This is a genomic window from Bacillus sp. SRB_8 (genome assembly GCF_003264205.1).
Classification (GTDB): Bacteria; Bacillota; Bacilli; order Bacillales; family Bacillaceae_G; genus Bacillus_A; species Bacillus_A mycoides.
Genome location: NZ_NADT01000018.1, coordinates 767,877 through 789,729 on the forward strand (window position 1 = coordinate 767,877; position 21,853 = coordinate 789,729).

Here is a 21,853-nt window from a genome sequence, read left to right on the forward strand (position 1 = left end):
CGTTTCGTGGTATGTCCACTATTTAAAAATATACTTATATAATTTTTTTCCTTTTCAGAAAAAAATAAAAAAGAGGGCAAATTTTCACTTGCCCTCTCTCGTTCACTTAAATATGTTGCACATTTTTTTGTTTCGCTAATTCATCAACAACTAACGTTACAAGATCTACAACACGACGAGAGTAGCCCCACTCGTTATCATACCAAGCAAGTACTTTCACTTTACGATCACCCATTACCATTGTAGACAAACCATCAATAATAGCTGAGTGTGTATTTGTATTAAAATCGATAGACACTAAAGGCTCTTCGCTGAATTCTACAATTCCTTTTAATGCACCGTTTGCAACAGTTTTGAACGCTTCATTAATATCTTCAACTGTTACATCACGTTTTACGTCTACTACTAGGTCAACAAGAGACACGTTTGGTGTTGGTACACGAAGTGCCATACCATGAAGTTTTCCGTTTAAGTGTGGAAGAACTTTTGCTAGCGCTTTTGCAGCACCCGTCGTTGTTGGAATGATAGACTGTCCGCAAGCACGCGCTCTTCTTAAATCTTTATGTGGGTTATCAATATTTTTTTGGTCATTTGTATAAGCATGAACAGTTGTCATTAAACCGTTTTCAATTCCGAACTGCTCATCTAACACCTTTACAACAGGCGCTAAACAGTTTGTTGTACAAGATGCATTTGAAATAACAGTATGCTTTGTAATATCTAATTGGTCTTCGTTCACACCAACTACGATTGTTACATCTTCATTTTTACCAGGTGCTGTTAAAATAACTTTTTTCGCTCCAGCTTCAACATGAAGAATTGCTTTTTCTTTCGAGTTAAATTTACCAGTTGCTTCAATTACAACTTCAACACCTAGATCTTTCCAAGGCAACTCCTTTGGATCGCGGTTGTTTAAAAGGCGAATCATTTTCCCATCAACTAGTAAGTGATCTTCAAATGCTTCCACTGTTCCGTCAAACTTTCCATGAACTGTATCATATTTAATTAAATGCGCTAACGTTTCTGATGGATAGCTTGCATTTATTGCTACAATTTTGAATGCGCTTTCTTTTATTGCTTGACGAAATACCATTCTCCCGATACGTCCAAATCCATTAATTGCCACACGAGTCATAATATGTTATCCCCCTTGAATGCGTTATACTATTTATCTCCAATCCCAATAATAGTATAACACAAAAAGGAGATATGTCACTAAGCATTTTCATTAATTTCACAATTTTTTAATCAATAATGTTCCATTCTTTCAAAATAGAAGCTAATTGTGTTTTCGTTCCAGTAATTGTGCCATCATTATAAATTACCTCATCTGCCTTCTTTACTTTTTCTTCTAATGGCATTTGAGATTGAATACGAGCCGTTGCTTCTTCTTCTGAAAAGTTATTTCGTTTCATTAAACGTTCCAATTGCGTATTCGGTGTGACTGCTACAACTAAAACACGATCAACGAGATTTGTTAATTTACTTTCAAACAAAAGAGGGATATCTAACACAACCGCTTGCATACTTTCTTTTATGTACATCTCCTTTTGTGCATTCATTTCTTCACGCACTGCAGGATGAACAATTTCGTTTAACTGCAATCGTTTTTCTTCATTATAAAAAACGACACTCCCAAGCTTTGGTCGATCAAGCTCTCCATCTTTTTGTAACACTTCCGTTCCGAACACCTCTACAATTTTGTTATATGCCGGTTTTCCTCGTTCTACAACTTCTCGCGCAATAATATCTGCATCAATAACCGGTATACTCATTTCACGAAACATTTCTGATACCGTACTTTTTCCGCTTGCAATGCCTCCTGTTAATCCAATTACTACTGTCATAATAATCCTCCTCACAATATTAAAGGCGCGAAACTAATGTTCCACGCCCATACTTACATTTTCCAAATTCCAATAATAATGAGTAATACCCCAGGCAGAAATGTAAATTTTTGTAACCATTTCATATTTGATAAAATCGTACCGAGCTTCATTCCAATAAATAAAAATAAAGAACTCATAACCGCGACTAATGCCGCCATCATCGCGGGTGCATAACCTAATAAAGATGCACCAATTCCAGCACCAAACGAATCTATAGAAAGAGCAATACCAAGAAGTAACGCTTCTCCTGCAGAGATAGTTCCTGATTTATCAAAATCCGCAACAGTCGGCTTCCGCAAAATTTGAATCACTAACCCTAGCGAAGCAATTTCTAGTTTCCAAACCTTCTCCTCTTGCTTCGGTTCTTCTTTTTTATCACTTCGAAAAAATTGATATAATACCCAAATACCTATTCCAATAAGAACAAATCCGCCGATACGCGTTGCGATAACAGGTGAAAATATTTTCGCGATCATATGTCCAATTCCCATGGAAACGAGCATTACAGCTGCTGAACAGATCCCGATAATTATAATTGATCTTAGTGGAATTCTTACGCTCCTTAACCCGTATGTTAGCCCTACACTACAGCTATCTAAGCTTAATGTAAAAGCTAATAAAATAAGAGATAAATAAAGGTACATCGGTAAGCTCCTCCCTTATACATAGCTCTGCTCTATGTATATGACAAATGCCTATCCGATGTTATCCCTTTTCTATATTCTAGGTTGGCAAATTGGGCAGTAATGTGTTCCCCTTCCGCCAACAACTGTTTTTTCTAATAGCGTACCGCAAGTCACACACGGTTCTCCTTTTTTCCCATATACATTTAGAAGTTCCTGGAACGAACCAATTTGTCCTTGTGAATTAATATACGTTCTAATTGTACTTCCGCCTCGCTTAACAGCTTCGCCCAGCGTTGTAACAATCGCCTCGTAAATTCTTTCTATTTCTTCTTCTGCTAAAGATGCGGCTTCTCGTTCTGGATGAATTTGCGAACGGAATAATACTTCATCTACATATATATTTCCAAGCCCTACTAAAAGACGCTGATCTAATAATACGACTTTTATTTTGCGATTTGTCTTTTGCAATCTTTCTTGTAAGTACTGCGGTGTCAATTCAGCATCAAATGGCTCTGGTCCTAAATCTGCAAGAGGCATTTGATTCAACTCTTCACCTTTCTTAAAGAGATGCATCGTACCAAACTTTCTCACATCTTTATAATGTAATTCAGTTCCATCTGTAAATAAGAAACGGACGTGCGTATGTTTATCAATCGGCTCATCCTCTTGATGAAGTAAAAACTTACCTTCCATGCGCAAATGTGAAACAATTACATAGTTCGTTACATACAAAAGCAAAAACTTACCTCTTCGCTTTATATTTTCAATTGTCTCGCCTCTTAGCATTTCTTTAAAAATTTCTGCATCATCCGGTCGTTTTACTATTTTGGGATAAGTAATAACGACATCTTCAATCGTTTTTCCTGTTACAAGATTTTCAAGCGTCCGTCTAACGTTTTCAACCTCTGGTAATTCCGGCATTTCATCACGTCCTTATTTCGCATCGTACCAAGTTGGACCGTAAGAATAATCAACTTTCAATGGAACGGCTAGTTCAATTGCATGCTCCATTACTTCAGGTACAAGCTTCTCTAATTTTTCAATTTCTTCTTTTGGTGCTTCAAATATCAATTCATCGTGTACTTGCAGAAGAAGACGCGCTTGTAATCCTTCTTCTTCTAGACGATCTGCCATAATAATCATCGCTTTTTTAATAATATCAGCCGCACTACCTTGAATTGGTGTATTCATAGCTGTACGCTCAGCAAAGCTACGTAAATTGAAATTACGACTCGTAATTTCCGGAATATAACGGCGACGATTTAATAATGTAACCACATATCCTTTTTGTTTCGCATCTTTTACGATTTCATCCATGTATTCTTGTACACCAGGGAAACTTTCTAAATACTTTTCAATAAATTCCGCTGCTGCTTTTCTTGTAATTCCTAAGTTTTGCGAAAGACCATAATCACTAATACCATACACAATTCCGAAGTTAACAGCTTTTGCTTGTCGTCTCATGTTAGATGTTACTTCATCTTTCCCAACACCAAATACATCCATAGCTGTTTTCGTATGAATATCCATGTCATGTTGGAACGCTTCAACTAACCCTGGATCTTTTGCAATGTGAGCAAGCACACGAAGTTCGATTTGTGAATAATCAGCCGCGTACATGATCCATCCTTCTTCTGATGGAACGAATGCCTGACGAATCTTTCTTCCTTCTTCTAAGCGAATCGGGATATTTTGTAAGTTCGGATCTGTTGAACTTAATCGACCTGTTTGCGTTAACACTTGATTAAAACGAGTATGGATTTTAGATGAATCTTCATGTACAACTTTCAATAAACCTTCAATGTAAGTTGAATTTAGCTTTCCTAATTGACGGTAATGTAAAATATTTGGAATAATTTCATGACGATCCATAAGTTTATCTAATACATCCGCCGACGTAGAATAACCTGTTTTCGTCTTTTTAATAACTGGTAAGTTTAAATTCTCAAACAGAATAACCCCAAGTTGCTTCGGTGAATTAATATTAAATTCTGTTCCCGCAAGCTTATAAATTTCCTGTTCCATTTCCTTTAATCTACCTGCAAGTTCTTCTCCCATATTACGAAGACGATCCGTATCAACTTTTACACCTTTCACTTCCATATCAGCTAATACACGTGCAAGTGGTAATTCTAATTCCGTAAATAATTCATATTGCTCGTTCTTTTTTAATTCTTCTAAGAACGTTTGCTTTACATCATATAATACATGCACTTTACGAGCTACATGCTCCGCTACTACCTCTAGCCCCGGAACAGCACGCTTCGCACCTTTCCCGTAAACTTCTTCGTCAGATTTTACGGCATGCGTTTCTTTCATTTTCGCTACAGTACGGAAATCTTTATCTGTATCGGCTGGATCAAGTAAATAAGCGGCAATTAATAAATCAAAGTCAATCCCTTGAATATCTACACCTTTCCACTTGAGAGCAACGATAGCACGCTTCGCATCAAATGTATGTTTTCTCATTTCTCCATTTGCAAGCCACTCTTTAAAAGCATCCGATTTAAGAGCAACATCGGCTGGAATGAAGTAACAACCATTTTCATTTTGAATACCAAAACCTTGAATATCGGCTTTATGATAATTATCTTCTTGCACTTCAACAATAAGCGCACTATCTTGCTGAAGCATTTCTTCTGCAACTTCTTCTACAATATCAAATGTAATATCATCTAATTCAGCTGGAGCCGTTTCCTCCGGCGTAACACCTAACTTATTTAAAAGGGATGTAAATCCTAAATTCTCGAACATTGGAATCAAATCGTTTGGTTCATACCCTTTATATTCCATATCATCTACATGCACAGTAATCGGTGCGTCTGTAATAATAGTCGCAAGTTCTTTACTCATAAGAGCTTGTTCTTTATTCGCTTCTAACTTTTCTTTTAATTTCTTTCCACTCACTTGATCTAAGTTTTCATATACTGCTTCTACCGTTTCAAATTGCGTTAATAATTTAATGGCTGTCTTCTCACCAACACCTGGTACACCTGGAATGTTATCCGATTGGTCTCCCATTAAACCTTTCATATCGATAATTTGCTTTGGTGATAAGCTATATTTCTCAAATAAAGCTTCTTTCGTATATTCATCTACTTCCGTAATACCTTTGCGAGGAATACATACGAGTGTATTATCTGAAACAAGTTGCAGTAAATCTTTATCTCCTGAAATAACTTTAACATGAAACCCTTGCTCACTCGCTTCTTTCGCTAACGTTCCCATAATGTCATCCGCTTCATAATTTTCCAGCTCATAACGCGGTACATTGAATGCATCAAGCACCTCACGAATAAACGGGAATTGCTCTGATAACTCAGGTGGAGTCTTTTGACGCCCTCCCTTGTAATCACTATACGTTTTATGACGGAATGTTGTTTTCCCCGCATCAAACGCCACAAGCATATGCGTCGGTTTTTCTTCCTCTAGTATCCTCATTAACATCATTGTAAAACCATAAATTGCGTTCGTATGTATACCTTTGTCGTTATTTAAAAGCGGTAGTGCAAAGAAAGCACGATACGCGATATTATTACCATCTACTAATACGACTTTTTTTTCCAAACTACAAACCTCCCCATACATATTTGAAACGGTTTTTTCCACAGAAAAAAAACCGTTCCTGTCCTCTCTCTATATTAACATGACTAATAGAGAGAAGAAAAATAACGGTTTTTTTCTATCATATATAAACAGACTTACATTGGCATAAAGGGAAGTGACGAGAATAGCATAACTACTCTCGTCCAAAATTACTCCTTGGATGAAGGGGTTTTCATATATTATATTAACAGAGCTTTATTAATATTTAATTAAGCCATTGTTAATATATTGTAAATATCCTTCATCCTATTTTTCAGTAGCTGATTTTGGTAAAACAACTGTAAATGTTGTTCCTTCCCCAACCTCACTATCCACTGTAATCGTACCTTGATGCGCTTCAACTAAATGTTTTACGATTGATAAACCAAGACCCGTTCCACCCGTATTTCTACTTCTTGCTTTATCCACTCGGTAAAAGCGTTCAAAAATACGTGGGATTTCCTCTTTACTAATACCAATTCCAGTATCAGATACTTTTATATAAGCATTATATTTATCTTCTGCCAATTCAACAGAAACAACGCCTCCAGCCGGTGTATATACAATCGCGTTATTAATTAAATTAATAAAGATTTGTTTCAAGCGGCCTGGATCTCCAATAACGGAAACTCGTTTCAATGCATTCACTTGTAAAGAGATTTCTTTTTCTCCCGCTTTATTATCAAGCACCATATGAATATCTTCAAGAAGTTCCTTCATATCAACGGTCCCCATATTTAGTTTAAACCCTTGTTGCTCAATCTTTGACAAGTCTAATAAATCTTCAATTAATCCTTGCATGCGTTCACTTTCTTTTAAAATAATATGTAAGAAATGTTCGCAGAATTTTTTATTATCCATAGCCCCATCCAAGAGCGTTTCTGAAAAACCTTTAATAGAAGTAATTGGCGTCTTTAGTTCATGAGAAACATTCGCTAAAAAGTCTTTTCTCATTTGTTCTAATTTCTTTAACTCTGTTATGTCATGGAACACAAGAACAATACCTTTCCATTCATGGTTCGTCCCGATAATCGGCGCTCCATATACTTCAAAGTGCTTTCGCTCAATTCCAAGCGGCAATAACATTTGTTTACGCACTTTCACTTCTGTCATAAAGATTTCTTCCACAAGCTCAATAATTTCTGTATGGTGAAATGATTCATAATATAAGCGATCTAAATATTCTTCATCTGTTACGTGGAAAGTTTCCTTATAAGAACGGTTTACAAGGTTTATATAACCGCGGCTATCAATTAAAATCATTCCACTTCCCATATTTTCAATTAACGTATGCAGACGATCCTGTTGCATTTCCTGCTCAAGAGTCATCTCTTGTAAATTACGAGCTAAAATATTAATCGCTTTACTCAGCATCCCTGTTTCATCCGAATGACTTTCATAAGCGCGTGCTTTATAATTTCCCTTCGCTAATTCAATGGCAACTTTCGTAACTGATTCAATCGGCCTAATATATTGCCCCGTAATTTTCATACCTAAAAATACGACTACGAGACAAGCGATAACAAATCCTATAATTAATAATCCCCACGTTTTTTGATGTACGTCTTTCAATGGCTCAATTGTACTTTTCACCAAAATATATCCTTGTTTTCCTGCTAGATCTTGAACGAACACCGCATGATAAAATTCATTCTTTTGATCTGTTTCTTGCGTAATCACTTTACTTCGTTGTTTTGCTGCTTCAGAAGAAAGTTCTTTAATCATCTCTTGATTAAATGCAGATGGTTGCCCTCCGCTATATTGAACTTTCTTTTTTTCATCAACAAATATAATAGAAGCTGGTATTTTTTCTTCTAACTTTTCAAATACATAAGGCTTTTTTAAAACAGCATCAAACCCTTGCTCTTCTGCTAATACCGCAACATACTGTGTCTCTTTTATCATTCTCTCTTTAGCATGATCTATATAGTAGTTTTCAAATACAGTTTCTAATAATACACCTAGTCCAACTAAAATAAAAACGATAAGAGAAACAAATGTAAAAAGAAGCCTGGAACGAAACTTATTCATCCACTTTTGGCTCCTCTAATTTATAACCTAAACCACGTATCGTTTTAATGTACGTCGGTTTTTTCGTATTTTGTTCAATTTTATCGCGCAAATGGCTAATATGGACATCAACAATTCTTGTATCACCGGCAAAATCATAATTCCATACAGCACTTAATAATTGGTCACGAGTTAATACACGACTTTTATTTTTCGCAAGATAAACAAGTAACTCAAATTCTTTCGGTGTTAATTCCAGTTTCCTTCCTTGGAAGTACGCTTCATAAAACTCCGGTAAAATTTTAAGCTCTGCAATTTTGATGCTCTCTTCATCTGGCGATTCTGAAACTTGTTCTTCCTGCTGTAATTTCGTACGGCGCAAAATCGCCTTCACACGAGCAACAACTTCCCTTGGACTAAATGGCTTCGTCATATAATCATCAGCCCCAAGCTCAAGACCTAGCACCTTATCAAATTCATCATCTTTTGCTGTTAACATTAAAATCGGCGTCATAATACGCTGCAATCGTAATTCTTTACAAACTTCCATACCATCCATTTTTGGAAGCATTAAATCTAATATAATTAAATCTGGGCGTTCTGTAGTCGCTTTTTGAAGCGCCATTTCTCCATCCATTGCTGTAATAACTTCAAACCCAGCTTGTTGTAAATTAAATTCAATTAAAGTTAAGATAAATTCCTCATCATCAACTACTAAAATACGATTGTTCATTCTTTTCCTCCAAGTTATAGACTTGAAACCTTCTTCATCCTAGTATTTTCCCCGTTATTCTCATCATACTAGAAAACAAGGTCTCCCTCAATATAATTGTCTATTCATGGAGCTCGTTTGTACTAGAGTTTCGGAAAATAAAAGCAATCGTAACTTCATTCCCTCTATCCGGTCGCTATCCAAACTTTATAGATGAATCTATCTTTTTTAAACTCTTCTTCCGTATGAACTATAAACTCTCGATTTTGCGCTAGGAAAAACGAAAGAGCATACGCTATTTTATAATCTGTTGTTTCATATCCATCAAATACTTTCCCATACATTTCATTCGCGATTGAATCGGCCCATACTTCAGCTTCTCTTATCGTTTCAAAAATAATGTCTTCCCTCTCCCATTTCACAGTTATATCACCCTTTCCAAACAAAAAGTAGCGCTAGCATACCCTTAATAAGAATATGACTAACGCTACTTTTATATCATTCTAACTTTCATTTTTTAAAAATTATCTAATGCTTTTTCCATAATGGAAACAGATTTAAAAGGTGGTGTTACTGTTAATGAACCTTTTACAACAGTTTCTCCTTTTTCATCATGAGCAAATACAAGCATATCAATTGTATGTTCCTCCTCTGAAACAGCCACAACTTCAAAGTGGATTTGTAACGTTTCATAATGGTGAACATGTTTCACGAACGTAAGGTCCTTCCTAGTAATATGACTACCTGGACCTGGTAAATATTTCGTAACCGCCGTTGTAATCAGTCCCGTTAGCATAATGCTTGGGACAATCGGCTTTTCATACGGAGTTTGGGATGCGTAATCATGCTGAATATATAATGGATTGGCATCATTCGTTAACCCTAAGTACAATAACAAATCTTTATCCTCAATTTTTTCAGTGATAGATAATTTCTCTCCTACTGTAATTTCATCCATTCTACGACCAATTTGAACTTTTTTCTTTAACATGTTACAACCCCCTCCGATTTTTTCACCTTATTATCCTACTAAAAGCGATACCTTATCCGAAATTTACTGTGATGAGGGCAATGTATAGTATAAGTCTATAGTTTCATTATAGGATACACCAAATGATAGCGTTTTCATATTATTTCAAAAAAACATTTCAATATATAGTAGAAAAAGATTCGGGGCCCCGAATCTTTTTCCACTTATATTTAATTATTAAACAAGAACTTTCATAACGTTACGTACAGATTCTACAGAGCGATCTAACGCTTCTTTCTCATCTGCAAGAAGTTCTAATTCAATAATTTTTTCAATTCCGTTACCACCTAGAATTACTGGTACCCCTAAGTAAAGGTCACTATAACCATATTCACCTTCAAGGTACGCAATAGCTGGTAATACACGGCGTTGATCTTTCAAGATCGCTTCTGTCATTTCAACTAAAGAAGCTGCTGGTGCGTAATATGCACTACCGTTTCCTAATAAGCCTACAATCTCACCGCCACCTTTACGTGTACGTTCTACGATTGCTTCTAAACGCTCTTTTGGAATTAATGTTTCTAACGGAATGCCACCTGCATAGGAATAGCGTACAAGAGGTACCATATCGTCACCATGTCCACCAAGAACAAATCCTGTAATGTCTTTCACAGAAAGGTTTAACTCTTGTGAAATAAATGTACGGAAACGAGCTGTATCTAATACACCCGATTGACCGATAACACGCTCTTTCGGGAATCCTGCTTCTTTAAATACAGAATATGTCATTGCATCAACTGGATTTGTTAATACAAGAATAATCGCATTTGGTGAATGTTTCGCAATGTCGCGCGTAATACTTTTCATAATTTTAGAGTTTGTTGCTACTAAGTCATCACGGCTCATACCAGGCTTACGCGCAATACCTGCTGTAATAACGACAACGTCAGAATCAGCAGTATCTGCGTAATCAGATGTACCAATAATGTTAGCATCAAAACCTTGTACTGGGCTCGCTTCTAACATATCTAACGCTTTCCCTTTTGTTGGATTTTCCAGCTGTGGAATGTCCACTAATACAACATCTGCAAGTTCTTTTTGCGCTAATAAGAATGCTGTTGTTGCTCCTGTAAATCCTGCACCGATGACTGAAACTTTCTTGCGTTTGATTGTCATAATTTACCCCCCGCTTTAATTATGCGTTTTTGATTATCGCTACATCCATGTTTTTAATAAGTTCATTAGCAAACTCAGAACATTTTACTTCTGTTGCACCTTCCATTAAGCGCGCGAAATCATAAGTTACTACTTTTGATTCAATTGTTTTCTCAACTGAATCAGTTACTAAATTCGCAGCTTCGTTCCATCCTAAGTGCTCTAATAATAATACACCTGAAAGAAGAACTGAAGATGGATTTACTTTATCTAAACCTGCATATTTTGGAGCTGTACCATGTGTAGCTTCAAAGATAGCATGTCCAGTCACATAGTTAATGTTTGCACCAGGTGCAATACCAATTCCACCTACTTGTGCAGCAAGTGCATCAGAGATGTAGTCTCCGTTTAAGTTCATTGTTGCAACAACATCAAACTCACGTGGACGAGTTAAAATTTGTTGTAAGAAGATATCTGCAATAGAATCTTTTACGATGATTTTCCCAGCCACTTCAGCGTCTGCCATCGCTTTATTCGCTGCATCTTTTCCATCTTTTTCAACAATGCGATCATATTCAGCCCAAGTAAATACTTTGTCGCCAAATTCTTGTTCCGCTACTTCGTAACCCCAGTTTTTGAAAGCACCTTCTGTAAATTTCATAATGTTTCCTTTATGAACTAATGTAACAGAAGAGCGTTTTTCGTTAATTGCATATTGAATTGCAGCGCGAACAAGACGCTTTGTCCCTTCCTCTGAAATTGGTTTAATACCAATCCCTGATGTTTCTGGGAAGCGGATTTTATTAACACCCATTGCTTCTTTTAAGAAAGCAAGAACTTTTTCTGCTTCTGGAGAACCTTGTGCATATTCAATTCCAGCGTAAATGTCTTCTGTATTTTCACGGAAAATAACCATATCAGTATCTTCCGGACGTTTTACAGGTGAAGGAACACCTTCAAAGTAACGAACTGGACGTAGACATACATATAAATCTAATTCTTGACGAAGCGCAACGTTTAGAGAACGAATACCACCACCAACTGGAGTTGTAAGTGGACCTTTAATTGCGATTAAATATTCACGAATTAAATTTAAAGTCTCTTCTGGTAACCACTCGCCTGTTTGGTTGAATGCTTTTTCCCCTGCAAGCACTTCTTTCCAAACGATTTTCTTCTCACCATCATAAGCTTTTTCAACTGCTGCTTCTATTACGCGAGATGCTGCAGCCCAAATATCAGGACCAATTCCATCTCCTTCGATAAATGGAATAATCGGATTGTTTGGTACATTCATAACACCATTAGTTACAGTAATTTTTTCACCTGTCGTCAATGTGATAACCCCCATGTTTGAAATTTCATATGTATGAAACTGAGGGAATAACCCCTCAGTTCAAACCGTTATTCAAATTTAAATATTCTAATCATTATATCTTCCCAAAAAAATCAGACTTTTGAAAGCGTATTTTCACTATCAAAATAGTGTTTTTCGCTTATCGTTGCGCTAGCGGAACGTACACTTGATGTGTCGGTCCATCATAATCAGCACGCGGACGGATTAAACGGTTGTTTTCATATTGTTCTAGAATATGAGCTAACCAGCCTGACATACGGCTAATTGCAAAGATAGGTGTAAATAAGTCATGGTCAATTCCTAAACAATGGTATACAGAAGCTGAATAGAAATCAACATTTGGTGGAAGACCTTTTTCTTTTGTTACAATGTCTTCAATTTTGATAGACATATTATACCATTTGTCTTCTCCTAAAAGCACGCATAATCTCTTAGACATTTCGCGTAAGTGTTTCGCGCGTGGATCACCATGCTCATATACGCGATGACCAAATCCCATAATTTTCACTTTATTTTGAAGAGCATTATGAATATATGATTCTACATTTTCTTCTTCGCCAATTTCAGTTAACATCTTCATTACATTTTCATTTGCCCCGCCGTGAAGAGGACCTTTTAATGCACCGATTGCTGCCGTAATACCAGAATACACATCTGAAAGTGTAGCTACGCAAACACGTGCAGTAAATGTAGAAGCGTTTAACTCATGATCGGCATGAAGTACAAGTGCCTTATCAAAAGCCTCAATTTCAACTTCATTTGGCTCACCATCATTTAACATGTACAAGAAGTTTGCAGCTAATGATAGATCTTTTCTTGGCTCAACAACATCTAAACCTTTGCGAATTCTTGCATAAGCCGCAATTAAAGTTCCGACTTGAGCCTGTAATTTAACCGCTTTCAAATAATTAGACTTTCCATCCATTATTTCAGCGCTCTCATCATATAATGATAGCATGGAAATCGCAGTTCGTAAAACCGACATCGGGTGCGCGATTTTTAAATCTACTTGTTTCAAATATGTTAAAACCTCACCTGGTACTTTATAGTATTCAGATACTGTTCCACTAAATTCCGCTAGTTCTTTTTCGTTAGGAAGCTTGCGGTGCCATAATAAGTACACTACCTCTTCGAACGTAGCATTCTCAGCTAAATCATCAATATTATACCCAACATAAGTTAATGTATCATCAATAATAGAGCTCACAGATGATGTTGTTGCTACTACCCCTTCTAAACCTCGAATAACAGTCATGACATTCTCTCCTTTTCCTGAAAATTCTCCCAACCTTGCTCCTTATATCTATTTGCTCCCCTTATAAATTATGAACGCTCGTTCACTCTTTAGGCAAGCAAAATGCACGTTCATGCAAATTTATTGCGATGTTCCCCTCTTATTGTCCATTGCTTACATGGAAAGCATGAGCGTGAATGTCTCCCCGAATCCTCACGCTCAGAACAACAAGTTAGTGAGGAAAATGAATTCCGAAGAGTTTATGATAAAAACAACATAAAACAATATCATTATAAAATTGTTTTATGTTGTTTTTATTTTATCTGGTGTAAAGTCTCTGCTGTTATGTAACTTTTCAAAGTTTCTAATCCTATTATAAACAATTATCTGACTTTTGTGAACAGAAAGAATTCAAAAATTTTATATTACTATAAAATTCCTTATTTAAACATCTGTATAATACTCATAACTGCGTAGGCAATTCCAGCCCCAATTAATGGACCTACAGCGACTCCATTAAATAAAGCTACAGCTATAATTGTCCCAAAAACAAGTGCGGTTGTAATATGTGGGTCCGTCGTCAATAATTGTACGCCGCCTTTCGCTAACAAAGCGACCGCCACACCTGAGGCTAAAGCAATCCATGCATAATACGATTTCGCTGCTTCTCCGAGTTGTTTAAAGCCTATTTCCCCTGTCGCAATCGGTACGAGCACTGCTATTGTAATGACTGTTACACCAAGGTTAATCCCTTTCGTTTGTAGATAAGGAAAGACTTTATCTCCTAAAAACGTAAATTTCAATAAGAATAACACTCCAATAGCTACAGTAAGCGATTGGTTTTTAGCAATAAGTCCTATAATAAGTAGTATGAATAAAAATAACGTTGACTGACTAATCATGTTTGCACTTCCTTTCTGAAAATAATGAACTCGCTTCCAAACAAAAATACCTTTAAACCTATCGTTATACATGCTATATCGATGTATATGCAACAATAACCACTTCATTTTTTTCATATTTTAAAATGACAAACTGAAACTCTAACCATCAAAAATTTAAGCATGTATACATTTTTAAAAACGGTCGTCTCTCCTTTCTTTTCTATTAAGAAACAGGTAAAATAAAAAGAAGAGAAAATGAAGTTTTTACCATATAGTAGAAGCATCAACACCAAGCTTTTCCGGTCACTCATCTATTGAAAAAGCAGGAAAAATCCATCATTCCACTATAACATAAAGTGAAACTTTGATCAGTGAATCTCACTAGTTATAAGTTGAACGAATTAGGATAATCCAAATTGGAATGGGAGGTATACATCTTTGAACCGAAACTTACTATATATGATATTACGACTCATATTTGTCATTGTAGCAACGGTAGTTGGGTTCTATGCATTGCTGTACATGTCAGGCCTTATCTACCCTTTTATTATCGCTTTTGCATTCGCTTATTTGATTAATCCTGTCGTCAATTTCCTTAATCAAAAACTACAATTCCCTCGCGCATTAGCGGTACTCGTTAGCTTAATTCTCGTATTCGGAGCTATCGTTGGACTTGTTACATACCTTGTAACTGAAGCAATATCTGCCACAACGTACTTACTACAAATTGTTACAGTTAAGTTTCCAGATATCGTTGCATTCGCCCAACAATTTGCACTTAATCATATTATGCCTCTCTATGATGATTTAATCTCTAAATTTAATCATCTCGGAGAACCACAGCGATACACTATTACACAAAACATTCAAAACTTAGGCACCGAAGCAACGACACAAATGAAAGAACTTTTAACCGCCATTATAAGTGGGTTAACAAATTTCATTAGTGCATTACCAACAACTTTAACTGTCCTTGTCTTCGTCTTATTAGCCACCTTCTTCATTAGTTACGATTGGCACCGTCTTGCTCATAAAGTAAGAAAACTTCTACCTAATCGTTTGCATGGATACGGAAAAACTATTTTTGTCGATTTAAGAAAAGCTTTGTTTGGTTTTGTTAAAGCGCAACTTACACTCGTATCTATGACAACTATCATTGTACTAATCGGCCTTTTAATATTACGCGTGCCATACGCAATTACTATCGCGATTATTACAGGGGTTGTCGATTTACTCCCGTATTTAGGAACTGGAGCCGTCTTCGTTCCTTGGGTTATATACGTATTTTTCACAGGCGATACTGCATTCGCCATCGGTCTTCTCATCCTATACATCGTCGTGATTGTCCAAAGACAAATCATGGAGCCAAAAGTACTTTCATCTAATATTGGACTAGATCCATTAGCGACACTCATCGCTCTATTTGTCGGCTTTAAGCTCTTTGGTTTTTTAGGATTAATCATCGGTCCAGTCATATTAGTACTACTTAATACATTACACAAAGCTCATGTATTCCACGACTTATGGAAATTCATTAAGGGTTCACCATCAAAATAATATTTCCTAATTCATACACAATAAAAAATCAACTGTAATCAGTGGGAATTTCCCACTGATTATTCACTGTACTTTTTTGTACTACCTACATCTACAAGAGAATTTCCTAAAAAAGGATAATCCTCTTATTTTTTTGCATAAAAACGCATATTTTAGGACAAAAATACATTTTTATTCTATATACTTTATAATTATTGCTTACATTTATTACTTTTTATGTAAGTGAATAAATATACAAAACAAGGCAGATGAACCCTTTAATCAGTAATTTTTCTTCTCCTGTCTAACTTCTGCTCACTAGTCGAATCTTACTACAAGCAAAAAACATCATCCTAATGTAACACTTTTCATTCACAAGAACCCTCTGCATCCTATCGTTTAATAACTAACAAAAATCCAACCCGAGCAGGAAGCTAACAATTGACTATAAGTAGCAAATAAAAAAATAACGCGTAGATCGCTATAATCTACGCGTTATTTCTGAACAATAATAGTAGTTCTCTTTCTAAATTCCCAATCAATCCACTTCATAACAGCCGGCTTCAATAAAGCCCTCGTTATAGGAACAACAAAGATAAAACCTATTATATCCGTCACATATCCAGGCAGTACTAAAAGAATACCTCCTACGAATATAAAAATACCATCTAGAACCGCATCACCCGGCATTTCTCCTCTATTTAGCCTAAATTGAATCTCTCTAAGTACTTTAAACCCTTGTCGTTTCGCCAAATATACACCCACAATACCCGTAAATACAATCATAGCGAACGTAGACCATAAACCTATTACATGACTCGACCCTATTAACACCGTAATCTCAATCGCCGGCACTAAAATAAGTAAGAACAGTAACCACTTCATAGCTCGCACTCCTTCATATTTCATTTAAAAGGTTTGAAAGCATCACCCTTGCAAAACCCCTTATAAGCCCCTTATAATCCCCTTAAAACGCTCATACAAGCTTCACAAGGGACAAACAACCCTCTCCCACTAAACATTATAATAAACGTTTTTCAAAGCAATTTCAGGCATTTAAAGCTATCCCTATCCTTTTTTGTGTAAAAAAAAGAGAAGGACTCCGATCCTTCTCTCCGTATTACTTCTTATAGCACTTCCGCATGTCCATTATAAACAATTCCGCGTGCTGCATCAACTGTTACTTCTTGGCCATTTTTTAAAGTTGTTGTTACGCCGTTTACACCAACGATAACAGGAATACCGATTGATACACCTACAACAGCTGCATGGCTTGTTAGACCGCCTTCTTCTACAACTAGAGCAGCAGCTTTTTCAATTGCAGGAATCATATCTTTATCTGTGCTTGTTGTAACAAGGATATCACCTTTGTTTACGTTCGCTACAGCTTCAGCAGCTGTTTTCGCTACAACTACTTTACCTTTTGCAGATTTACGACCGATTCCTTGCCCTTTAGCAACTTTTTCACCAACAACGTGGATTTTCATTAAGTTTGTTGTACCAGTTTCAGCAACTGGAACACCAGCAGTGATTACTACAGTATCTCCAAGTCCGATTAGACCCGCATCCATACCTGTTTGAATTGCTGTATCTAACATTTCGTCAGTAGAAGCTGCACGTTTCTCAGACATAAATGCTTGAACACCCCAAACAAGTGCAAGACGACGTCCTACTTGCTCGTCAGATGTTACAGCTACGATTGGAGATTTCGGACGGTATTTAGAGATCATTTTCGCAGTATGTCCACTTTCTGTTGGAGCTACGATTGCAGCTACATCAAGAGCAAGTGCTGTGTGCGCAACAGATTGGCTAATTGCATCTGTAATTGTTGGTGTGAACTCTTTAATACGTTTTTTGAACATATCTTCATATTGTAATGATTTTTCAACACGTACCGCAATGTTAGCCATCATTGTTACAGCTTCTACAGGGTATTGACCCGCAGCAGTTTCACCTGAAAGCATGATTGCATCTGTTCCATCGAAGATTGCGTTTGCTACGTCACTTGCTTCCGCACGAGTTGGACGTGGGTTACGTTGCATAGAATCTAACATTTGTGTTGCAGTAATAACTGGTTTGCCTAATACGTTACATTTTTTGATTAGACGTTTTTGTACTAATGGTACTTCTTCTGGTGGAATTTCTACACCCATATCACCACGAGCAACCATTAAACCGTCAGAAACTTCTAAGATTGAATCGATGTTGTCGATACCTTCTTGGTTTTCGATTTTTGGTACGATTTGGATGTATTGAGCGTTATGCCCTTCTAATAATTCACGAATTTCTAATACATCAGATGCTTTACGTACGAAAGATGCTGCGATGAAATCAACTTTTTGCTCGATACCGAAAACGATATCTTGCACGTCTTTTTCAGTGATACCTGGAAGCTTAATGCTTACGTTTGGTACGTTAACACCTTTTTTATTTTTTACAGTTCCGCTGTTTAATACTTTTGTACGGATGTTTCCGTCAGCTTTCTCGATTACTTCTAGTTCGATAAGACCGTCATCGATTAGAATACGAGAGCCTGGATCAACATCATCATAAAGACCAGCATAAGATACAGAGAACTTCTCTGCAGTTCCTAATACTTGTTCAGTAGAAAGAATTACTTCTGCACCTGTTACAAGCTCAGCTTGTCCGTCTACGAAGTCATGTGTACGGATTTCTGGACCTTTTGTATCAAGTAAGATACCAACTGTTTTACCAGTTTTCTTTGAAGCTTCACGAATATTTTTAATACGAGCTCCATGCTCTTCATGGCTACCATGAGAGAAGTTTAAACGAGCAACGTTCATACCCGCTTCCATTAATTGCTCTAATTTCTCAATACTTTCACTAGCAGGACCTATAGTACATACAATTTTAGTTTTACGCATATTGCACCTCCGAAAATTATGAAACCGTTCCCAAATACAAGGCATTAAGCCGATTAGATAGATAATTCTTTAGATAATTGATACATATCTTTATCGATTGTATGCTTTTGAGCTAACGCTTCGATAATGTCATGATCAACAAGTTTATTATTTTGAATACCAACACAACGTCCGCCATTACCAGCAATTAATAATTCAACTGCTCTTGCGCCAAGACGACTAGCTAATACACGGTCTTGTGCACTTGGTGATCCACCACGTTGTACGTGACCTAATACAGTTACACGAGTATCAAAGCTTGTTGCTTCTTCAATGTGCTTACCGATGTCAATTGCACTTCCAACACCTTCAGCTACAACGATAATACTGTGCTTTTTACCACGTTCACTACCGCGTTTCAGACGAGCGATAACATCTTCCATGTCATACTTTTCTTCTGGAATTAAGATAGTTTCTGCACCATCAGCTAAACCAGCCCATAATGCGATATCTCCAGCGTGACGTCCCATTACTTCGATAACATATGTACGTTCATGAGATGTAGCTGTATCACGGATTTTATCAATTGCATCAATAACAGTGTTTAAAGCTGTATCAAAACCAATTGTGAAGTCTGTTCCAGGGATATCATTGTCGATTGTACCTGGTACACCTACACATGGGAATCCTTGCTCAGTTAATTTTTTTGCGCCTTGGTACGAACCATCTCCACCAATAACGACAAGTCCTTCAATACCATGTTTCTTTAATTGCTCGATTCCTTTTAGTCGTACTTCTGGGTCTTTAAACTCAGGACATCTTGCTGTATATAATTTTGTACCACCACGGTGGATAATATCGCCAACAGAACCAAGTTCTAATTTTTCAATATGACCAGAAATTAAACCAGCGTATCCATGGTAAATACCATATACTTCAATATCATGGAAAATCGCTTTACGAACAACTGCACGAATGGCAGCATTCATACCAGGTGAATCTCCACCACTTGTTAATACACCAATACGTTTCATTTGTACTCACCTCATAAAGATTATTTGCCTTATAATAAAATAACACGAAAAAATACAAAAACACAATGGAGAAGATGTGTCTTTTCATAATAAAAACGTGCATTCGCGAAGAGGAACGCACGCTTTTCTTATTTTATCCCAATGGAAGCGTTTGAAAACGAAACTTGCCCAATTTTCATATATTTTTCATAACGTTTTTCGATTAATTCATCTTTCGAAATTCCGCTTAATTGTTCAAAAGTTTTCTTAAGCATTAAATCTATATTTTCTGATTGTTTCAAAACATTACGATGTGCTCCGCCTTTTGCCTCTGGAATAATTTCGTCAATTACACCTAATTCTTTCAAATCTAATGCTGTAATTTTCATCGCTTCTGCAGCTTCTTTTGCTTTACCAGCATCTTTCCAAAGAATCGCCGCCGCACCCTCTGGTGTAATAACAGAATAAGTGGAATTTTCCAGCATATGAATGTAATCTCCTACTCCAAGACCTAACGCACCACCGCTACCACCTTCACCGATAACGATACAAATAACAGGTACAGTTAAACCCGCCATTTCAAATAAATTACGGGCAATTGCCTCACTTTGTCCACGTTCTTCAGCTGCTTTACCAGGATAAGCTCCCTTCGTATCGATGAAACAAATAATGGGACGATTAAACTTTTCCGCTTGTTTCATTAGACGCAGTGCTTTTCGATATCCTTCTGGATGAGGCATCCCAAAATTACGACGAATATTTTCTTTCGTATCTTTTCCGCGTTGGTGCCCAATTACAGTTACGGGCATCCCCTTATATTTCGCAATGCCGCCGACAATCGCTGCATCGTCGCCAAATAGGCGATCTCCATGACATTCAAAAAAATTAGTAAATAAGTGCTCAATATAATCGAGCGTTGTCGGTCGTTCTGCATGACGAGCAATTTGAACACGGTCCCATACTTTCATATTGCCGTATATATCTTCCTCTAGTTTTTCTAGCTTGTCTTCCAAAATACGAATCTCCTCACTGAAGTCCATCTGGCTGTTTTTCGTATAGTCTTTCAGTTCACGAATCTTATTTCTTAGCTCAACAACTGGTTTTTCAAATTCTAGCTCTGCCATACAGCCATTTCCCCCCCTTGATGAACTTCTAAAATCTTACGGAGTGATTCTCTCATATCATCACGATGCACCACCGCATCTAATTGACCGTGCTCTAGTAAAAATTCTGCCGTTTGGAAATCTTCCGGTAGTTTCTCACGCACTGTTTGTTCAATTACGCGTCTACCAGCAAATCCGATAAGTGCACCTGGCTCTGCAAGATTGTAATCACCAAGTGAAGCGAAACTCGCTGAAACCCCGCCCGTCGTTGGGTGAGTCATAACAGAAATAAATAACCCTCCTGCATTACTATGCTTTTTCAAAGCTACGCTTGTTTTTGCCATTTGCATTAAACTTAATATCCCTTCTTGCATACGAGCACCACCCGAAGCAGTAAAGATAATAAATGGAACTTGTAAGTCGTATGCCTTTTCAACCGCACGGGCAATTTTCTCTCCTACAACAGAGCCCATGCTGCCCATTCGAAAACGAGAATCCATTACTGCAACAACAACAAGCATGTCATCAATTGTTCCTTCACCAGTTACAACCGCTTCATTCAATTTAGTCTTCTTACGATCGTTTTCTAGTTTCTCTTCATATCCCGGAAACTCAAGTGGATTTAGTGAAACCATCTCTTTGTCATACTCACGAAATGAACCTTCGTCCAATATACTATCAAGGCGTTCCCATGCATTCATCGGATGATGATATCCACAATTCACGCATACTTTTAAATTTTTAAGAAGCTCTTTCGTATACATGATTTTTTTGCATTTCGGACATTTTGTCATAACGCCATCTGGTACATCTTTTCGTACTTGTTCTGAAGGTATTGCAGCGTACTTTTTCTTTTTCACGAATAAATCTCTTAGCACAATTTGACCCCCTTCATTGAGAGCTAAGGTTAGCGTAAGA

General features: G+C 36.9%; 19 protein-coding genes. 1 reads left to right on the top strand and 18 read right to left on the bottom strand.

What is annotated here, in order from left to right; translation table 11 throughout:
* Positions 1-106 precede the first annotated feature (106 nt).
* From B5P40_RS14095 to B5P40_RS14160, 13 genes are all read right to left on the bottom strand, one after another.
* Positions 107-1,135, bottom strand: a complete 1,029-nt coding sequence (locus tag B5P40_RS14095; RefSeq protein ID WP_002129350.1) for a glyceraldehyde-3-phosphate dehydrogenase — start codon at positions 1,133-1,135, stop codon at positions 107-109.
* 109 nt (positions 1,136-1,244) lie between these two features.
* Positions 1,245-1,847: a dephospho-CoA kinase gene (gene coaE, locus B5P40_RS14100; RefSeq protein WP_002129351.1), complete on the bottom strand. Its 603-nt coding sequence runs from the start codon at positions 1,845-1,847 to the stop codon at positions 1,245-1,247.
* 53 nt (positions 1,848-1,900) lie between these two features.
* Positions 1,901-2,533: a sporulation membrane protein YtaF gene (ytaF, locus tag B5P40_RS14105; protein ID WP_002190849.1), complete on the bottom strand. Its 633-nt coding sequence runs from the start codon at positions 2,531-2,533 to the stop codon at positions 1,901-1,903.
* A 72-nt stretch (positions 2,534-2,605) separates the two neighbouring features.
* A complete protein-coding gene (mutM, locus tag B5P40_RS14110) occupies positions 2,606-3,436 on the bottom strand; it encodes a DNA-formamidopyrimidine glycosylase (protein ID WP_113709341.1) in 831 nt (276 codons plus the stop codon).
* A gap of 12 nt (positions 3,437-3,448) precedes the next feature.
* Positions 3,449-6,082 (bottom strand): DNA polymerase I, encoded by a 2,634-nt coding sequence (gene polA, locus B5P40_RS14115; RefSeq protein ID WP_002190850.1) that lies wholly within the window; start codon positions 6,080-6,082, stop codon positions 3,449-3,451.
* A 285-nt stretch (positions 6,083-6,367) separates the two neighbouring features.
* The gene (gene phoR, locus B5P40_RS14120) at positions 6,368-8,131 is read right to left on the bottom strand and encodes a sensory box histidine kinase PhoR (protein WP_002167588.1); all 1,764 of its coding nucleotides are present in this window, start codon (positions 8,129-8,131) and stop codon (positions 6,368-6,370) included.
* Entirely contained in the window at positions 8,124-8,843 is a 720-nt protein-coding gene (phoP, locus tag B5P40_RS14125) for a two-component system response regulator PhoP (RefSeq protein WP_002015484.1), read from the bottom strand. Before phoP ends, phoR begins: the two co-directional genes overlap by 8 nt.
* A 164-nt stretch (positions 8,844-9,007) precedes the next feature.
* Entirely contained in the window at positions 9,008-9,244 is a 237-nt protein-coding gene (locus B5P40_RS14130) for a hypothetical protein (protein WP_002190853.1), read from the bottom strand.
* 95 nt (positions 9,245-9,339) lie between these two features.
* The gene (locus B5P40_RS14135; RefSeq protein ID WP_002015489.1) at positions 9,340-9,813 is read right to left on the bottom strand and encodes a MaoC/PaaZ C-terminal domain-containing protein; all 474 of its coding nucleotides are present in this window, start codon (positions 9,811-9,813) and stop codon (positions 9,340-9,342) included.
* A gap of 216 nt (positions 9,814-10,029) precedes the next feature.
* Positions 10,030-10,968: a malate dehydrogenase gene (gene mdh, locus B5P40_RS14140; protein ID WP_002034284.1), complete on the bottom strand. Its 939-nt coding sequence runs from the start codon at positions 10,966-10,968 to the stop codon at positions 10,030-10,032.
* A gap of 19 nt (positions 10,969-10,987) precedes the next feature.
* Positions 10,988-12,280: an NADP-dependent isocitrate dehydrogenase gene (gene icd / locus B5P40_RS14145; protein ID WP_002088934.1), complete on the bottom strand. Its 1,293-nt coding sequence runs from the start codon at positions 12,278-12,280 to the stop codon at positions 10,988-10,990.
* Positions 12,281-12,440: 160 nt separating this feature from the next.
* Positions 12,441-13,556, bottom strand: coding sequence for a citrate synthase (citZ, locus tag B5P40_RS14150; RefSeq protein WP_431184000.1), 1,116 nt, complete (start codon positions 13,554-13,556; stop codon positions 12,441-12,443).
* Positions 13,557-13,975: 419 nt separating this feature from the next.
* Entirely contained in the window at positions 13,976-14,437 is a 462-nt protein-coding gene (locus tag B5P40_RS14160; RefSeq protein ID WP_000625507.1) for a DUF441 domain-containing protein, read from the bottom strand.
* Between the two features lie 420 nt (positions 14,438-14,857).
* On the opposite strand from B5P40_RS14160, the gene ytvI reads away from it, so the two are divergent.
* The gene (ytvI, locus tag B5P40_RS14165; RefSeq protein WP_002129361.1) at positions 14,858-15,976 is read left to right on the top strand and encodes a sporulation integral membrane protein YtvI; all 1,119 of its coding nucleotides are present in this window, start codon (positions 14,858-14,860) and stop codon (positions 15,974-15,976) included.
* 474 nt (positions 15,977-16,450) lie between these two features.
* Here the strand turns inward: ytvI and B5P40_RS14170 are convergent, their stop codons facing one another.
* The 5 genes from B5P40_RS14170 to accD all read right to left on the bottom strand — a co-directional run bounded on the left by B5P40_RS14170 (position 16,451) and on the right by accD (position 21,813).
* The gene (locus B5P40_RS14170) at positions 16,451-16,840 is read right to left on the bottom strand and encodes an FxsA family protein (RefSeq protein ID WP_113709343.1); all 390 of its coding nucleotides are present in this window, start codon (positions 16,838-16,840) and stop codon (positions 16,451-16,453) included.
* A gap of 242 nt (positions 16,841-17,082) precedes the next feature.
* A complete protein-coding gene (gene pyk / locus B5P40_RS14175) occupies positions 17,083-18,840 on the bottom strand; it encodes a pyruvate kinase (protein ID WP_002015497.1) in 1,758 nt (585 codons plus the stop codon).
* Between the two features lie 53 nt (positions 18,841-18,893).
* Positions 18,894-19,853 (bottom strand): 6-phosphofructokinase, encoded by a 960-nt coding sequence (pfkA, locus tag B5P40_RS14180; RefSeq protein WP_002034288.1) that lies wholly within the window; start codon positions 19,851-19,853, stop codon positions 18,894-18,896.
* 128 nt (positions 19,854-19,981) lie between these two features.
* Positions 19,982-20,956: an acetyl-CoA carboxylase carboxyl transferase subunit alpha gene (accA, locus tag B5P40_RS14185; RefSeq protein ID WP_000818787.1), complete on the bottom strand. Its 975-nt coding sequence runs from the start codon at positions 20,954-20,956 to the stop codon at positions 19,982-19,984.
* Positions 20,944-21,813, bottom strand: coding sequence for an acetyl-CoA carboxylase, carboxyltransferase subunit beta (accD, locus tag B5P40_RS14190; protein WP_002015500.1), 870 nt, complete (start codon positions 21,811-21,813; stop codon positions 20,944-20,946). The genes accA and accD overlap by 13 nt, the downstream gene beginning before the upstream one ends.
* Between the last annotated feature and the right edge of the window lie 40 nt (positions 21,814-21,853).

Coding starts and splice junctions, on each gene's coding strand:
- B5P40_RS14095 (WP_002129350.1), bottom strand. CDS start 1,135: ATGACTCGTGTGGCAATTAATGGATTTGGACGTATCGGGAGAATGGTA.
- coaE (WP_002129351.1), bottom strand. CDS start 1,847: ATGACAGTAGTAATTGGATTAACAGGAGGCATTGCAAGCGGAAAAAGT.
- ytaF (WP_002190849.1), bottom strand. CDS start 2,533: ATGTACCTTTATTTATCTCTTATTTTATTAGCTTTTACATTAAGCTTA.
- mutM (WP_113709341.1), bottom strand. CDS start 3,436: ATGCCGGAATTACCAGAGGTTGAAAACGTTAGACGGACGCTTGAAAAT.
- phoR (WP_002167588.1), bottom strand. CDS start 8,131: ATGAATAAGTTTCGTTCCAGGCTTCTTTTTACATTTGTTTCTCTTATC.
- phoP (WP_002015484.1), bottom strand. CDS start 8,843: ATGAACAATCGTATTTTAGTAGTTGATGATGAGGAATTTATCTTAACT.
- B5P40_RS14135 (WP_002015489.1), bottom strand. CDS start 9,813: ATGTTAAAGAAAAAAGTTCAAATTGGTCGTAGAATGGATGAAATTACA.
- mdh (WP_002034284.1), bottom strand. CDS start 10,968: ATGACAATCAAACGCAAGAAAGTTTCAGTCATCGGTGCAGGATTTACA.
- citZ (WP_431184000.1), bottom strand. CDS start 13,556: ATGACTGTTATTCGAGGTTTAGAAGGGGTAGTAGCAACAACATCATCT.
- B5P40_RS14160 (WP_000625507.1), bottom strand. CDS start 14,437: ATGATTAGTCAGTCAACGTTATTTTTATTCATACTACTTATTATAGGA.
- B5P40_RS14170 (WP_113709343.1), bottom strand. CDS start 16,840: ATGAAGTGGTTACTGTTCTTACTTATTTTAGTGCCGGCGATTGAGATT.
- pyk (WP_002015497.1), bottom strand. CDS start 18,840: ATGCGTAAAACTAAAATTGTATGTACTATAGGTCCTGCTAGTGAAAGT.
- pfkA (WP_002034288.1), bottom strand. CDS start 19,853: ATGAAACGTATTGGTGTATTAACAAGTGGTGGAGATTCACCTGGTATG.
- accA (WP_000818787.1), bottom strand. CDS start 20,956: ATGGCAGAGCTAGAATTTGAAAAACCAGTTGTTGAGCTAAGAAATAAG.